This window comes from Streptomyces luteogriseus, from assembly GCF_014205055.1.
Classification (GTDB): domain Bacteria; phylum Actinomycetota; class Actinomycetes; order Streptomycetales; family Streptomycetaceae; genus Streptomyces; species Streptomyces luteogriseus.
The window spans coordinates 1,829,803-1,844,692 of sequence record NZ_JACHMS010000001.1 but is presented as its reverse complement, the minus strand read 5'-3'; the positions used below and the strand labels follow the sequence as shown (position 1 = coordinate 1,844,692).

Here is a 14,890-nt window from a genome sequence, read left to right as displayed (position 1 = left end):
CGTCGTTCACCGGCTTCAGGCGTCCTTCGCGGACAACGCCTCCACCAGCACCGGCGTCACCTGCTCCACCTGCCACGGCCGCGCACCGTGCCCGGCCAGGGCGGCGGCCACCGACTCCGCGTCCACCACCGCCGGCGGCTCCCAGCACACCCGCCGCACGGTGTCCGGCGTGATCAGATTCTCCTGCGGCATGTTCAGCCGCTCGGCCAGGGCCGACACCCCGGCCCGGGCCGCGGACAACCGCGCCGCGGCCACGGGGTCCTTGTCGGCCCAGGCGCGCGGCGGCGGTGGCCCGGCCACCGACTGGCCGGGCTGCGGCAGCTGCGCCTCGCTCAGCCCCTTCGCCCGGTCCACCGCGGCCTGCCACTGCTCCAGCTGCCGCTTGCCCACACGGTGGCCGAAACCGTTCAGCGCGGCGAGCGCGTGGACATTGGCCGGAAGCGCCAGCGCTGCCTCCACGATGGCCGCGTCCCCGAGCACCTTGCCCGGCGACACGTCCCGGCGCTGCGCGATCCGGTCCCGGGTCTGCCACAGCTCCCGTACGACGGCCAGCTGCCGCCGCCGGCGCACCTTGTGCATGCCGGACGTACGCCGCCACGGGTCCTTGCGGGGCTCGGGCGGCGGAGCCGAGGCGATCGCGTCGAACTCCTGGCGGGCCCAGCCCAGCTTGCCCTGCCGGTCCAGCTCCTTCTCCAGCGCGTCGCGCAGGTCGACGAGCAGCTCGACGTCCAGCGCCGCGTAGCGCAGCCAGGGCTCGGGCAGGGGCCGGGTCGACCAGTCGACGGCGGAGTGCCCCTTCTCCAGGACGAAGCCCAGCACGCCCTCGACCATCGCGCCGAGACCGACCCGGGGGAACCCGGCGAGCCGCCCGGCCAGCTCCGTGTCGAACAGCCGCGTCGGCACCATGCCTATCTCGCGAAGGCAGGGCAGGTCCTGGGTGGCGGCGTGCAGCACCCACTCGACGCCGGACAGGGCATCACCGAGGGCGGACAGGTCGGGGCAGGCCACGGGGTCGATCAGGGCCGTTCCGGCGCCCTCGCGGCGCAGCTGCACGAGATAGGCGCGCTGCCCGTAGCGATAGCCGGACGCGCGCTCGGCGTCCACGGCCACGGGCCCGGACCCCGCCTCGAAGGCGGCGATCACCCGGGCCAGTGCGGTCTCGTCCGCGATGACGGGCGGAATGCCCTCACGCGGCTCGAGCAGAGGGATCGGCGCCTCCGTAGCAGAAGATCCGCCGTCGTCCGGAGGGGCGCCTCCGGTGGTGCGCAGTGAGCTGTCTGCTGCGGTGTCGTGGGCGTCGGTCACCTGTCAAGGGTATCCATGTATGGACAGCGCCCGCCGACGGAACGTTCCGTCGGCGGGCGCCCGAGGGTCGCAAACCAGTCATGTCGGGGAAGCGGCGGGTTCACGAACCGTGCGGGACGTGAACGGGACCGACGGCCGGTCCCGTTCACGTGAATGAATGATCACGATGGGTCACAGTGGATCGGGTCAGTGGATGATCCCGGTCCGCAGTGCCACCGCGACCATGCCGGCGCGGTCACCCGTGCCGAGCTTGCGGGCGATGCGGGCGAGGTGGCTCTTGACGGTCAGGGCGGACAGTCCCATCGAGACGCCGATCGCCTTGTTCGACTGGCCTTCCGCGACCAGGCGCAGCACCTCGACCTCACGGCCGGACAGTTCGCGGTAGCCGCCCGGGTGGCTCGGGGCACCCGGGGGGCGGCGGTGCAGACGGGCGGCGGCGGCGCCGATGGGGGCGGCGCCCGGCCGGGTGGGGAGCCCGACATTGGTACGGGTGCCGGTGACGACGTAACCCTTCACCCCGCCGGCGAGTGCGTTGCGCACGGCGCCGATGTCGTCGGCGGCGGAGAGGGCGAGCCCGTTGGGCCAGCCCGCGGCGCGGGTCTCCGACAGCAGGGTGAGGCCGGAGCCATCCGGCAGGTGGACGTCGGCGACACAGATGTCGCGGGGGTTGCCGATGCGGGGACGAGCCTCCGCGATGGACGAGGCCTCGATGACGTCGCGCACACCGAGCGCCCACAGGTGGCGGGTGACGGTGGAGCGGACGCGCGGGTCGGCCACGACCACCATGGCGGTCGGCTTGTTCGGGCGGTAGGCGACCAGGCTTGCGGGCTGCTCGAGGAGAACGGACACCAGGCCTCCTGGGGTGCGGGACGGGGCCGGCTCGCGGGGGTGAAGCCGGGACGAACCGTGCTTTCAAGGTCACAGTCGTCTTCGGCACCGAGTCCGCCCGCCTTTAGAGAATGATCACGATTCAGTGATAACAATCCGTGCAATTCGGACACGCGGTCGATCATTCGAAGGCCGGACGGTTTCGGTCTGCGTCGATACGCGGTCGAAAGTGGCCGTATCGACAAAGTGATTCGGCCAAGAGGGGTACGCAGGTGTGATCGTCGGCCGGACATGGTTGACCGCCCCGCACAAGGTCGATCAGTGCGGGGCGGTCGGGGGTCGTTCAGGAGCCGGTCAGAGGTCGGTCAGCGGGACTGCGGCCCTCGCCGCTGGGGGAGCGTCACCACGGACGCGTCCCCGGGGCCGGCCGGGGGCAGCCCCGCGATCTGGGCCAGCAGATCGCACCAGGCCGCCAGATGCGCGGCCGTGTCCGGGGCTCCGCCCAGGCCCTCGCGCGGTGTCCACGACGCACGGATCTCGATCTGCGAGGCGGACGGGCGCGCGGACAGCCCGCCGAAGTAGTGGGAGCTCGCGCGCGTGACGGTGCCGCTCGGCTCCCCGTACGTCAGCCCGCGTGTCTGGAGCGCACCGGTCAGCCAGGACCAGCACACCTCCGGCAGCAGCGGGTCCGCCGCCATCTCCGGCTCCAGCTCCGCGCGCACCAGCGTCACCAGCCGGAAGGTGCCCCGCCAGGCGTCGTGCCCGGCCGGATCGTGCAGCAGCACCAGCCGGCCGTCGGCCAGGTCCTGGTCGCCGTCGACGACCGCCGCCTCCAGCGCGTAGCTGTGAGGAGCGAGCCGCCTCGGCGGGGGTGTGGGCTCGACCTCGATCTGGGGCCGCAGCCGCGCCGCCTTGAGCGCGTCGACAGCGGCCCGGAAGGCAGGCGGGGCGGAGTCCGCCTCCCGCCGGTCGTTCTCGGTGTCCTTCGCTTCGTCCATTCCGCCAGCGCCGTCCGACAGTCGTCCCTGAGCCGCAGCCATGCGGGAAGATTACGGGGACCCGGGCCCGGGTGCCGGGCTAGACACCCCGCGCCTCTCCAGGGGCTGAATAGTGCCGTCCGACGGCGTGCGAAACTTGGCCCCGTGAGTGCCAACGACGCCCCTCGGGCCCAGCAGCCGTCCGCCCCGTACGACTCCGCCTTCCTCAAGGCGTGCCGGCGCGAGCCCGTGCCGCACACGCCGGTGTGGTTCATGCGGCAGGCCGGGCGCTCACTGCCGGAGTACCGCAAGGTGCGCGAGGGCATCCCGATGCTCGAGTCCTGCATGCGGCCCGAGCTGGTCACCGAGATCACCCTCCAGCCGGTGCGGCGGCACGGCGTGGACGCGGCGATCTACTTCAGCGACATCGTCGTCCCGCTCAAGGCCATCGGCATCGACCTCGACATCAAGCCCGGCGTCGGCCCGGTCGTCGAGCGCCCGATCCGCACCCGCGAGGACCTCGCGCAGCTGCGCGACCTCACCCCCGAGGACGTCTCCTACGTCACCGAGGCCATCGGCCTGCTCACCCGCGAGCTCGGCGCCACGCCCCTCATCGGCTTCGCCGGAGCCCCCTTCACCCTCGCCAGCTACCTCGTCGAGGGCGGCCCGTCGCGCACGTACGAGAACGCCAAGGCGATGATGTACGGCGACCCGGAGCTGTGGGCCGACCTGCTGGACCGCCTTTCGGACATCACGGCCGCGTTCCTGAAGGTGCAGATCGAGGCGGGTGCCTCGGCGGTCCAGCTGTTCGACTCCTGGGCCGGTGCGCTGGCCCCCGTCGACTACCGGCGCTCGGTGCTGCCCGCGTCGGCGAAGGTCTTCGAGGCCGTGGCCGGGTACGGCGTGCCGCGCATCCACTTCGGCGTCGGCACCGGCGAGCTGCTGGGCCTCATGGGCGAGGCCGGCGCCGATGTCGTCGGCGTCGACTGGCGCGTCCCGATGGACGAGGCCGCCCGCCGTGTCGGCCCCGGCAAGGCGCTCCAGGGCAACCTCGACCCGACCGTGCTGTTCGCCCCGACGGAGGCCGTCGAGGCCAAGACCCTCGAGGTCCTGGACTCGGCGAAGGACCTCGAGGGCCACATCTTCAACCTCGGCCACGGCGTCATGCCGTCCACGGACCCGGACGCGCTGACGCGGCTGGTGGAGCACGTGCACACCCGGACCGTGCGCTGACTTTGGACCCGATCCGCCGGTTCGGTGAACGCGGCCGTACGGGCGTGCGTATGTCTCGGCAACCGCCCGCGGCGCGGGGAAGGCGGGTCGCGGGGCCGACGTGAGGAACAGGCGATGAACGACCGAGTCACTCCCGCGATGCACGCACTGCCCGACGGCGAGGCCGAGCTGACGCTGGTGGTGCGGCTGCCCTGGGAGGACGTGGCCCGCCTCGGCCAGGACGCGGGGCGGCTGGCCACCCAGTTGCGGCGGCCCGTGACGTTGGAGGAGGCGGTGAGCCACCGGTTGCGGTCGACCCGGGTGGCCTCGCACGCGAAGCCCGCGGGGGAGCAGCCGCCGGCGGTGACGGCCGCGCCGGCGTCGGTGTCGTCGTTGCCCTCGCGGCCGCCGGCGGAGCAGGCGCGGCAGGCGATCGACCGGATCAACGGTACGGCCGGGACGGCATAGGCCGTTTCGCCGTAGGGGTGCGGGTGCGGGTGCGGGTGCGGATGCGTCGGCGGCTGCGGGTGCGTGGTGGCTTGTCGCGCCCACGCGGCGGAGCCGCACATTGATGCAGCCCCGCGCCCCTGACGGGCCCTACCCCGTCACGAGGTGCTGCGGACTTTCGCCGCCGCCTTGCGGGCCGCCACCAGGACCGGGTCCCAGACCGGGGAGAAGGGTGGGGCGTAGCCGAGGTCCAGGGCCGTCATCTGTTCCACCGTCATGCCGGCCGTGAGGGCGACCGCCGCGATGTCGACGCGTTTGCCCGCGCCCTCCCGGCCGACGATCTGGACGCCGAGGAGGCGGCCCGTGCGGTGCTCGGCGAGCATCTTGACCGTCATGGGGGAGGCGTTCGGGTAGTAGCCGGCGCGGCTGGTCGACTCGATGGTGACCGACTCGAAGCGCAGGCCCACCCGGCGGGCGTCCTTCTCGCGCAGGCCCGTGCGGGCGATCTCCAGGTCGCAGACCTTGCTGACCGCCGTGCCGACCACGCCCGGGAAGGTGGCGTAACCGCCGCCGATGTTGGTGCCGATGACCTGGCCGTGCTTGTTGGCGTGGGTGCCGAGCGGGATGTGCCGTTCCTGGCCGGAGACCAGGTCGAGGACCTCGACGCAGTCGCCGCCGGCCCAGAGGTTCTCGTGGCCGCGCACCCGCATCGAACGGTCGGTGAGGAGACCGCCGTGCGGGCCGAGGGGCAGACCGGCGGCCCGGGCGAGGGCCGTCTCGGGGCGGACGCCGATGCCGAGCACGACGACGTCCGCGGGGTACTCGCGGTCGTCGGTGACCACCGCCCGCACCGCTCCGTCGTCGCCGGTCAGGATGTTCGTGACCTCGGCGTCGTTCACCATCGTGATGCCCAGGCCCTCCATGGCCTCGTGCACCAGACGGCCCATGTCGGGGTCGAGGGTCGACATGGGCTCGCTGCCCCGGTTGACGACCGTCACCTCGTAGCCGCGCTTGATCAGCGCCTCGGCCATCTCCACGCCGATGTAACCGGCCCCGACGACCACCGCGCGACGGCCCCGCGTGCCCTCCAGCGTGTCGAGGAGCGCCTGCCCGTCGTCCAGCGTCTGCACGCCGTGCACCCCGGCGGCGTCGGCCCCGGGCATGTCCGGCCGGATCGGCCGGGCGCCGGTCGCGATCACCAGCTTGTCGTACGAAGTCCAGGACTCCTCGCCGGACTCCACGTCACGCGCGCGTACCCGCTGCCCTGCGGGGTCGATTTCCGTGACCTCGGTGCGCAGCCGCAGGTCGATGTCCCGGGCACGGTGCTCCTCGGGCGTGCGGGCGACGAGCTCGTCCCGGTCGGTGACGTCGCCGCCGACCCAGTAGGGGATGCCACACGCCGAGTACGACGTGAAGTGGCCCCGTTCGAACGCCACGATCTCCAGTTCGCCGGGGCCCTTCAGACGGCGGGCCTGCGACGCCGCGGACATGCCCGCGGCGTCGCCGCCGATGACGACCAGTCGCTCCCGTGTACGGCTCAAGTTCATGCGAACACGCTACGGGAGCAGGGCATTTCAGTCCCGCTCACCCGGAGTTCGCGGCTGCGTGGCCTCGGGGGCGGGGCGGGCCGTCGGCAGCGGGCCCAGCGCGGTCGCCGTGGGGGCGGGCGCGGGGCGGCGCGGCAGCCGGGGGCGTACGACGCGCAGCCACAGCACGACGATCAGTGCGGCCACCGCCGCGAACGGCAGGACCGCCCCGAAGGCGACGGCGAGCCAGCGCAGCATCGTCACGAAAGCGCTCCAGCCGCCCGCGAGCGCGTCCACGAAGCCCGGGTCGTCGTCCTTGGCCGCCTTCTTCACCGGGGTCTCGGACAGCGACAGGGTGATGGTGGCCAGGCTGGTGCGGTCCTTCAGGGACTTCTGCCGGGCGAGCAGCGACTCCAGGTCGGCCTGGCGGGTGCTCAGCTCGCCCTCCAGGGTCACCACGTCGCTGAGTTTCGTGGCCCGGTCCATCAGCTCGCGGATCCGGGCCACGCTGGCGCGCTGCGAGGTGATGCGGCTCTCCACGTCCACGACCTGGTCGGTGACGTCCTCCGCCTTCGCGCTGCGGTCGAGGAGCTTGCCGGTGCCCTCCAGTTCGGCGAGGACCTCGTCGTACTTCTCGACGGGCACGCGCAGCACGACGCGGGTGCGCTCATGGCCCTCGGCGTCCCGGGTGGTGGTCTCGTCGCCGATGTAGCCGCCCGCGTTCTCGGTGCCGGTACGGGCCTGCTCCAGGGCCTTGGGGACGTCCTTGACCTGCACGGTCAGGGAGGCCGTGCGGATGATGTGGCTCGCGGCGAGCTTCGGCGGCGCCGTGGCCCCGGCGCCGCTTCCGGTGCCACCGGGGGCTGCCTCGCCCGAGACGGCCTTGTCGTCCGCCCCGCGGTCGGCGGCGGAGTTGCTGCCGCCCGACGCGTCGTCCCCCGCGCTGCACCCCGTGAGGGCGAGAGCGGCGGCCAGCAGGAGGGCGGCCAGGGCCGGTGCGGGGCGTCGTACGGATCGTCGTGTGCGCATGCGGGCATCCCCCGGGGGTCGATTCTGCTGACGCTTCTTCGACGCCCGGACGGCGCCGATCGTTTGGCCCGGGACGGTTCCGATGCGGTCACGGTCGGGACTCGTGCCGGACACCGGGGCGCGGCGGCGCTGTCGGCGGGGTCTGAGAGGCTGGGGGCATGCGCGAAGTTCAAGGGCAGGTCGTCGTCATCGGGGCGGGCATCGCGGGGCTGGCCGCCGCACACCGGCTGCTGGAGCGCGGGGCGCGGGTGACCGTGCTGGAGGCGTCCGGCAGGGTCGGCGGCAAGCTGCTGCCCGGGGAGGTCGCGGGTGCGCGTGTGGACCTCGGCGCCGAGTCGATGCTGGCCCGCCGCCCCGAGGCGGTGGCGCTCGCGCGCGAGGTGGGCCTCGCCGACCGTCTCCAGCCTCCGGCCACGGCGACCGCCTCGCTCTGGACCCGCGGCGCCCTGCGCCCCTTCCCCAAGGGGCATGTGATGGGCGTGCCCGGCACCGCGTCCGCCCTGGCCGGCGTGCTGTCCGAGGAAGGCCTCGCCCGCATCGAGCGGGACGCCGAGCTGCCCCGCACCGAGGTCGGTGACGACGTGGCGGTGGGGGAGTACGTGGCGGAGCGCCTCGGCCGCGAGGTCGTCGACCGCCTGCTGGAGCCCATGCTGGGCGGGGTGTACGCGGGCGACGCGTACCGCATCTCCATGCGCTCGGCCGTCCCGCAGCTCTTCCAGGTGGCCCGGACCCACACCTCCCTGACGGAAGGGGTCCGCGAGCTCCAGGCCAGGGCGGCCGCGGCCCGGCAGACCGGCCCGGTGTTCATGGGCATCCGGGGCGGCATCGGCACCCTGCCCCGCGCGGTGGCCGACTCGGTCCGGGCACGCGGGGGCGAGATCCTCACCCGGACGCCGGTGACGGAGCTGCGCCGTACGCCCGAGGGCGGCTGGCGGGTCGGCTCCGGTGACCGCGAGTGGCGCGCGGACGCGGTGGTCGTCGCCGCCCCGGCCCCCGTCGCCGCCCGGCTGCTGCGCGCCGAGACCCCCGGGGCCGCCGCCGAACTCGACGCCGTCGAATACGCCTCCATGGCCCTGGTCACCCTCGCCTACCGCCGCGACGGGACGGCCCTGCCCGACGGCAGCGGCTTCCTCGTGCCGCCGGTCGACGGGCGCACCATCAAGGCGTCCACGTTCGCCTCGCAGAAATGGGGCTGGATCGCCGACGAGAACCCGGACCTGGTCGTCCTGCGCACCTCCGTCGGGCGGTACGGCGAGACGGAGATCCTCCGGCGCGACGACACCGAGCTGGTCGAGATCTCCCGGCACGACCTGAAGGCGGCGACCGGCCTGGACGCCACGCCCGTCGCCACCCGCGTCACCCGCTGGGACGACGGCCTGCCCCAGTACCCCGTCGGCCACCACGCGCGCGTGGCCCGCATCCGCGAGCACATCGCCCGGCTCCCCGGCCTCGCGGTCTGCGGCGCCCCGTACGACGGCGTCGGCATCCCGGCCTGCATCGCCAGTGCGTACGCCGCCGTCGATCGGATCCACGGTGATCCGCGTGGTGTGGAGGAGCTCACCGCCCACCCGGTGCAGAGCCTGCACGGCGGAGCGGGAGAATGAGAGGCATGAGTGACGACGCCTCCACCACGGCCTCCAGCGCCTCGCCCGACCGCATCGCGAACAAGGGCAAGCTGGCCAAGGACCTCAACGAGGTCATCCGCTACACGCTCTGGTCCGTCTTCAAGCTGAAGGACGTCCTCCCCGAGGACCGCGCCGGGTACGCCGACGAGGTCCAGGAGCTGTTCGGCCAGCTCGCCGCCAAGGACGTGACCATCCGCGGCACCTACGACGTCTCCGGCCTGCGCGCCGACGCCGACCTCATGATCTGGTGGCACGCCGAGACCAGCGACGCGCTGCAGGAGGCGTACAACCTCTTCCGCCGGACGAAGCTGGGCCGCGCCCTGGAGCCCGTCTGGTCGAACATGGCGCTGCACCGCCCCGCCGAGTTCAACCGCTCGCACATCCCGGCGTTCCTCGCCGACGAGACGCCCCGCAACTACGTGAGCGTCTACCCCTTCGTGCGGTCCTACGACTGGTACCTGCTGCCCGACGAGGACCGCCGGCGCATGCTCGCCGACCACGGCAAGATGGCCCGCGGCTACCCGGACGTGCGCGCCAACACCGTCGCGTCGTTCTCCCTCGGCGACTACGAGTGGCTCCTCGCCTTCGAGGCCGACGAGCTGTACCGCATCGTCGACCTCATGCGTCACCTGCGCGCTTCGGAGGCCCGGATGCACGTCCGCGAGGAGGTGCCGTTCTACACCGGCCGCCGCAAGGACATCGCCGAGCTGGTCGCCTCTCTGGCCTGATCAGCGGATGCGTCGCCCGGCCCCGGCCCGGCCCGGTCCGGGGCCGTCGGCTTCGGCTCGGCGTGCGGGGCGCACCGCGCGCCGCGTCCCGGCAGCCGGCCCTCCAGCAGATACGCCTCCAGGTGTCCGTTGACGCAGGCGTTCGGGCCGCCCACCAGCCCGTGGGCGCCGGCGTCCCGCTCGGTCACCAGCACCGAGCCCGCCAGGCGGTCGTGGAGTTCGAGGGCGCCGTCGTACGGCGTGGCGGCGTCCCGCTCGGCGGCCAGGATCAGCGTCGGCGGCAGCTCGCCCGGCCCGGCGCCGACGTCGAGCGGCCGCCGCCGGGGCGCCGGCCAGTAGGCGCACGGCAGGTTCGTCCACACGTTGTCCCAGGTCTCGAAGGGCGCCACCCGCGCGAGCCGGGTGTTGTCCCGGTCCCACACCCTCCAGTCCGTGGGCCAGGGGGCGTCGTTGCACTCGACGGCCACATAGACCGCGCGGGAGTTCTCCGCCTCGGCCGCCGCCTCCGGGTGCTGCTCCAGCTGCTCGATCAGGGGCTTCGCATCACCCTTGAGGTACGCCGACAGCGCGTGCGCGCGGTGCGGCCACTGGTCGTCGTAGTAGCCGGCCTGCAAGAACGCCCCGTGCAGCTGCCCCGGTCCGACCTTCCCGCCCGCCGGCTCGGCGGCCAGCCTCGCGCTCGCCCGCTCGTAACTGCGCAGCACCTCCCGCTCCGTCGCGCCCAGCCCGTACACGTCGTCGTGCCGGGCGATCCACTCCCGGACGTCCCGCCAGCGGTCCTCGAACGCCGCCGACTGGGCGAGGTTGTTGCGGTACCAGATCCGCCCGGGGCCGGGATGGACCACCGAGTCGAACACCATCCGCCGTACGTGCGCGGGGAACAGCGTCGCGTACAGGGCACCGAAGTAGGTGCCGTACGACGAGCCCATGAAGGTCAGCCGCTCCTCGCCGAGTGCGGCGCGCAGCACGTCGAGGTCGCGGGCGTTGTTCAGCGAGTGGTAGTGCCGCAGCGCGCTGCCGTTCCGTTCGGCGCAGCCCCGCGCGTACGCCTTCGCCTTCGCGATGCGCTCCTGCTTGTACGCCTCCGAGGGGTGGGCGGGCGCCTGCGAGGGCCCGGTGAAGAACTGCTTCGGGTCCTTGCACGACAGCGGTGCCGAACGGCCGACCCCGCGCGGGGCGTAGCCGACGAGGTCGTACGCGGCGGCGATCCGCTTCCACTCGGGGAGCAGGCCGATGAGCGGGAAGTACAGGCCGGTGGCACCGGGACCGCCCGGGTTGTGGACGAGGGCGCCTTGCCGGAGGACCTTGCGCTTGTCGTTCTGCGGGTCCTTCTGCGTGGCCCGGGCCCTGCTGACGGACAGTTCGATCTGCCGGCCGTCCGGGCGGGCGTAGTCCAGCGGGACGCTCACCGTGCCGCACTGCATGCGGCCCGGCAGGTCCTGCGCGTCGGGGCAGGGGCCGAAGTCGACACCGGCCGCCTTCGCGCGCGCGGCGGCCACGGCGGTGCCGCGCCGCTCGGCCGCGCCCGTCCGGTCCTCGGCGTCCGGGGCCCCGGTGAGGGCGCTCAGCAGCAAGGACCCGGCGGCCGAGTAGAGGAGGGCGGCTCTCATCGCGTATCCCTTCGGTGCACGGTGGCGACGAAAGGGATGTTTCGGTCGGGCGGCGGGGAAGGCAAGCACCGTCGGCCGGTGTCGGGCCCCCTGCCCCCGCGCGCCCCCGGTCGGTCAGTCGTGCGACTCGCGGTGCGTGAACGCGGCGCGCAGGTCCGGTTCACCGATCGCGCGGACGCCCCGTACGGCCACCGAGGTGAGGTACGTACGGTCGTCGGCGGCGCCGTCCGCGGTGTGGGTCAGCGCGCCGAGCAGGCGCCGGCCGGCCGGGGAGGCCCAGCGCGAGTAGGGGTGGATCTCGACCCGGGCGACGGCCAGGCAGCTCAGGGTCAGGGCGAGCGGCAGGGCGAACCACAGGGCGACCAGGTGCCGGGGCATGTCCGGCGGAAGCGGCGTCAGCAGCGCGGCCACGCCCAGCCCGAGGACGGCGACGGCCGCGACGCGCACCTGCCGGACGGCCGAGGCGACCGTCGTACGGGCACTGTCGGGCACCGCGAGCCCCGCGCGCACCAGCCCCTCGGCGATCCCGCGCACCGGGTCCGCCGCGGCGGCCGTGGCCCGCACCGGCGCGATACGGGACTGCCCCTCGGGGCCGATGGCCCCTATCACCGACCGCTCCATCTCGTCCCGCCCGCGCGGGTCGACGACCGTCGCCCAGCCGGTACGGGCCAGGAGCAGGCGGCGCTGGCGGGCCATGGCGACCAGGGTCACGTCGGCGACCCGCCGAGGGCCGCCGGAGAGGAACGCGGCCTCGTACAGCGTGAGTTCACGCACCCGGCCGGTGTCCGCGTCCACGGCCGCCGCGCGCACGGCGGCCAGGCACAGGCGCGTGCACGCCGTGCCGGCCACGGCCCAGGCCGCCAGCAGGAAAAGAACCCAGAGCATATGTTGTTTGTATGTGACACGGTCCCGAAAGCACCATGCCTCGTTCACGATCCGGACGGAGTGTTGTCGGTATGTGACGTTCCGTTTCAGTCCGGTGGCGGGCTGTAGGCGGGCGGCGGGAGCGTGTAGTACGGGGAGGGGGACGCCGGCGGCGGGACGGCGGGACCCGGGTCGACGGCCGGGGGAGCGCTGTCGCCGGCCAGGTCGCGGGCCACGGCGTCGAAGTCGACGTAACCCGTGGCCTCCAGCACCTTGATGTGGTCGAGGACGGTCGTGTTGGCGTCGTCGGCGAGTTCGCGCACCAGGGAGTTGCGGGTGCTCGCGCGGACCTGGGCGACGACGGAGAACACCTTGCCGTGCGCCAGCCGGAGGATGTTGGCGAACTCGCGGTCGTACTCGGCGCCCTGTGCCCGGTCGAGCCGGTCCAGCCACTGCCGCTGCTGCTCGTTCGGCTCGTCCGCCAGGTCGAGGTGGATCCGGCCCGCGACGTCGCGGACCCGCTCGTCCAGGAACCGGTGCCCCTCGACGAGGTGCCGGCCCGCCGTGCGGACGGCCGGTGTGGTGCCCTTCGACTGTGCCTGCCGCCCCGCGGGCAGCTCCCACAGCCCGGCCAGCCGGACCTTCGTGAGGAAGTCCTGGTCGAGCGCGGACAACGGGCCGTAGCTCGTCTGCAGGGTGTGGGCGCTCAGTACGTTCGGCGCGGTCTCCGGCCGGTCCGTGTACGACCAGACCGGGAAGACCAGGGCGGCGAGCGTCGCCGCCAGGCACATGACGATGAGCCCTGTGCCGCTGAAGACGCCTCGGCCCTTGACGGGGGGTCGCGGTCGCATGGTGGTGCCTCCTGATACGGCACCGCACGCTAGTGCGCTTCGGGTGCCGAGTTGACATGTTACTGCTGGGTCTACGTCAACTGCCGTACAGGGAGGAATGGTTGTTTCGGGGGTGAGCAGGGGCAAATGCGGGACATGAGACGGGTGACGTACCGGAGCGAGAAGGGCGAATGCGCCCATGTCATGCCTCGCGCGTGACCCGGCTGTCAGACGCGGCACACTCGGGCGCGCCCGTTGGGACCGGGCGACTAGCCCACCCGGGTCCTCTGGGCCGCCCGGACACCGTCGCGGCGGTGTGCCCCGTGGCCGCCGCCCGCCCGATGGGCCATGTTGCTGACCGTCGAGCCGATCGGGCTCCGGCCGGACGCGAAGGAGGCCCCGCGGTGGGTGAGCTGTACATCGACGGCGAGTGGACACGGGCGGCGGCCGGCGGCCGCCGCGAGGTGGTCAACCCCTACGACGCCTCGGTCGTCACCACCGTCGACGAGGCCGACGCCACCGACGTCGACCGCGCCGTGCGCGCCGCCCGGCGCGCCTTCGCGGAGGAGGACTGGGCGAACGCCCCCTCCCGCCTCCGCGCCGACCTGCTGATGCGCGTCCACGACCTGCTGATGCGGGACCGCGAGGACATCGCCCGCACCGAGACGCTCGACACCGGCAAGACACTCACCGAGGCCCGGATCGACGTGGAGGACGTGGCGAACGCCTTCCGCTACTTCGCCGAACTCGCGGGCAAGGACGGCGGCCGGGTCGTCGACGTCGGCCCGGACGTCCTCAGCCGGGTCGTCTACCAGCCGATCGGCGTGTGCGCGCTCATCGCCCCGTGGAACTACCCGCTGCTCCAGGCCTCCTGGAAGGTCGCCCCGGCGCTGGCCGCCGGCAACACCTTCGTCCTCAAGCCCAGCGAGACCACCCCGCTCACCACCATCACCATGATCCGGCTGATCGAGGAGGCCGGTGCCCCGCCCGGCGTCGCCAACCTCGTGCTCGGCTCCGGGGCGACCGTCGGCGCGGCCCTGACCGGCCACCCCGACGTCGACCTGGTCTCCTTCACCGGCGGCCTGAACACCGGCCGGGCCATCATGGCCGCCGCCGCCGAGGGGCCCCGGAACATCGCCCTGGAACTGGGCGGCAAGAACCCCAACATCGTCTTCGCCGACGCCGACTTCGACGCCGCCGTCGACTACGCCCTCGACGCCGCCTTCCTGCACTCCGGGCAGGTCTGCTCGGCCGGTTCACGCCTGCTCGTCGAGGACTCCCTGCACGACCGGTTCGTCGAGGCCTACGCCGAGCGCGCCCGGGCCATCCGGCTGGGCAACGGCCTGGAGGAGGGCACCGAGAGCGGCCCGCTCAGCTCCGCCGAGCACCGCGAGAAGGTCGAGGGCTACATCGCCGTCGCCAAGGAGGAAGGCGCCCGGCTCGTCACCGGAGGCACCCGCCCCGACGACCCGGCCCTCGCCGACGGCTTCTTCCTGCTGCCGACGATCTTCGCCGACTGCGACCGGTCCATGCGCATCGTCCAGGAGGAGGTCTTCGGCCCGGTCGTCACCGTCGAACGCTTCCGCACCGAGGACGAGGCGGTGGAGCTGGCCAACGACACCCGCTACGGCCTCGCCGGCGGCGTGTGGACCTCCGACGCGAGCCGCGCCCAGCGCGTCGCCCAGCGGCTGCGGCACGGCACCGTCTGGATCAACGACTTCCACCCCTATGTACCGCAGGCCGAGTGGGGCGGCTTCGGCCGCTCCGGCGTCGGACGCGAGCTCGGCCCCACGGGACTGCGCGAGTACCAGGAGGCCAAGCACATCTACCAGAACCTCGCCCCCGCCCCCTCCGGCTGGTTCAAGGGCTGACCAGAGGCACCCCCACCGTCCGCCCGTGGCACGACGAC

General features: G+C 73.4%; 13 protein-coding genes. 5 read left to right on the top strand and 8 right to left on the bottom strand.

Translation table 11 applies throughout. From position 1 onward, the window contains the following. Positions 1 to 15: 15 nt before the first annotated feature. The 3 genes from BJ965_RS08310 to BJ965_RS08300 all read right to left on the bottom strand — a co-directional run bounded on the left by BJ965_RS08310 (position 16) and on the right by BJ965_RS08300 (position 3,173). The gene (locus BJ965_RS08310) at positions 16 to 1,305 is read right to left on the bottom strand and encodes a ribonuclease D (protein WP_184908086.1); all 1,290 of its coding nucleotides are present in this window, start codon (positions 1,303 to 1,305) and stop codon (positions 16 to 18) included. A 186-nt stretch (positions 1,306 to 1,491) separates the two neighbouring features. Beyond that, complete coding sequence (locus BJ965_RS08305) at positions 1,492 to 2,154, bottom strand: response regulator transcription factor (protein ID WP_003993737.1); 663 nt, start codon at positions 2,152 to 2,154, stop codon at positions 1,492 to 1,494. Between the two features lie 344 nt (positions 2,155 to 2,498). Further along, positions 2,499 to 3,173 carry a DUF3000 domain-containing protein gene (locus BJ965_RS08300; protein ID WP_184908085.1) on the bottom strand — a complete coding sequence of 225 codons (675 nt, stop codon included), beginning with the start codon at positions 3,171 to 3,173 and terminating at the stop codon, positions 2,499 to 2,501. Positions 3,174 to 3,275: 102 nt separating this feature from the next. On the opposite strand from BJ965_RS08300, the gene hemE reads away from it, so the two are divergent. Beyond that, positions 3,276 to 4,343 (top strand): uroporphyrinogen decarboxylase, encoded by a 1,068-nt coding sequence (hemE, locus tag BJ965_RS08295; protein WP_184908084.1) that lies wholly within the window; start codon positions 3,276 to 3,278, stop codon positions 4,341 to 4,343. 114 nt (positions 4,344 to 4,457) lie between these two features. Next, positions 4,458 to 4,790, top strand: a complete 333-nt coding sequence (locus tag BJ965_RS08290; protein WP_031109274.1) for a hypothetical protein — start codon at positions 4,458 to 4,460, stop codon at positions 4,788 to 4,790. A 137-nt stretch (positions 4,791 to 4,927) separates the two neighbouring features. Here BJ965_RS08290 and BJ965_RS08285 read toward each other — a convergent pair whose 3' ends face one another. Then, entirely contained in the window at positions 4,928 to 6,316 is a 1,389-nt protein-coding gene (locus BJ965_RS08285) for an FAD-dependent oxidoreductase (RefSeq protein WP_184908083.1), read from the bottom strand. A 27-nt stretch (positions 6,317 to 6,343) separates the two neighbouring features. Further along, positions 6,344 to 7,324 carry a DUF4349 domain-containing protein gene (locus tag BJ965_RS08280; RefSeq protein WP_184908082.1) on the bottom strand — a complete coding sequence of 327 codons (981 nt, stop codon included), beginning with the start codon at positions 7,322 to 7,324 and terminating at the stop codon, positions 6,344 to 6,346. Between the two features lie 158 nt (positions 7,325 to 7,482). Here BJ965_RS08280 and hemG point away from each other — a divergent pair, with 158 nt between their 5' ends. Together hemG and hemQ are read left to right on the top strand one after the other, a co-directional pair. After that, entirely contained in the window at positions 7,483 to 8,928 is a 1,446-nt protein-coding gene (gene hemG, locus BJ965_RS08275; RefSeq protein WP_184908081.1) for a protoporphyrinogen oxidase, read from the top strand. A 5-nt stretch (positions 8,929 to 8,933) separates the two neighbouring features. Further along, entirely contained in the window at positions 8,934 to 9,677 is a 744-nt protein-coding gene (gene hemQ / locus BJ965_RS08270) for a hydrogen peroxide-dependent heme synthase (RefSeq protein ID WP_184908080.1), read from the top strand. Here the strand turns inward: hemQ and BJ965_RS08265 are convergent. From BJ965_RS08265 to BJ965_RS08255, 3 genes are all read right to left on the bottom strand, one after another. Then, positions 9,626 to 11,287, bottom strand: coding sequence for an alpha/beta hydrolase (locus BJ965_RS08265; protein ID WP_184908079.1), 1,662 nt, complete (start codon positions 11,285 to 11,287; stop codon positions 9,626 to 9,628). The genes hemQ and BJ965_RS08265 overlap by 52 nt on opposite strands. Before the next feature lie 114 nt (positions 11,288 to 11,401). Next, positions 11,402 to 12,172, bottom strand: coding sequence for a TIGR04222 domain-containing membrane protein (locus BJ965_RS08260; protein WP_184908078.1), 771 nt, complete (start codon positions 12,170 to 12,172; stop codon positions 11,402 to 11,404). Positions 12,173 to 12,258: 86 nt separating this feature from the next. Further along, on the bottom strand, positions 12,259 to 13,002 hold the full coding sequence (locus BJ965_RS08255; protein WP_184908077.1) for a DUF4142 domain-containing protein: 744 nt from the start codon (positions 13,000 to 13,002) through the stop codon (positions 12,259 to 12,261). Positions 13,003 to 13,385: 383 nt separating this feature from the next. Here BJ965_RS08255 and BJ965_RS08250 point away from each other — a divergent pair, with 383 nt between their 5' ends. Next, on the top strand, positions 13,386 to 14,852 hold the full coding sequence (locus tag BJ965_RS08250) for an aldehyde dehydrogenase family protein (protein WP_184908076.1): 1,467 nt from the start codon (positions 13,386 to 13,388) through the stop codon (positions 14,850 to 14,852). Positions 14,853 to 14,890: the final 38 nt, after the last annotated feature.

Excerpts from the sequence above, each read along its gene's own strand:
- BJ965_RS08300 (WP_184908085.1), bottom strand. The coding sequence starts at position 3,173 with ATGGCTGCGGCTCAGGGACGACTGTCGGACGGCGCTGGCGGAATGGAC.
- BJ965_RS08290 (WP_031109274.1), top strand. The coding sequence starts at position 4,458 with ATGAACGACCGAGTCACTCCCGCGATGCACGCACTGCCCGACGGCGAG.
- BJ965_RS08285 (WP_184908083.1), bottom strand. The coding sequence starts at position 6,316 with ATGAACTTGAGCCGTACACGGGAGCGACTGGTCGTCATCGGCGGCGAC.
- BJ965_RS08280 (WP_184908082.1), bottom strand. The coding sequence starts at position 7,324 with ATGCGCACACGACGATCCGTACGACGCCCCGCACCGGCCCTGGCCGCC.
- hemG (WP_184908081.1), top strand. The coding sequence starts at position 7,483 with ATGCGCGAAGTTCAAGGGCAGGTCGTCGTCATCGGGGCGGGCATCGCG.
- hemQ (WP_184908080.1), top strand. The coding sequence starts at position 8,934 with ATGAGTGACGACGCCTCCACCACGGCCTCCAGCGCCTCGCCCGACCGC.
- BJ965_RS08265 (WP_184908079.1), bottom strand. The coding sequence starts at position 11,287 with ATGAGAGCCGCCCTCCTCTACTCGGCCGCCGGGTCCTTGCTGCTGAGC.
- BJ965_RS08260 (WP_184908078.1), bottom strand. The coding sequence starts at position 12,172 with ATGCTCTGGGTTCTTTTCCTGCTGGCGGCCTGGGCCGTGGCCGGCACG.
- BJ965_RS08255 (WP_184908077.1), bottom strand. The coding sequence starts at position 13,002 with ATGCGACCGCGACCCCCCGTCAAGGGCCGAGGCGTCTTCAGCGGCACA.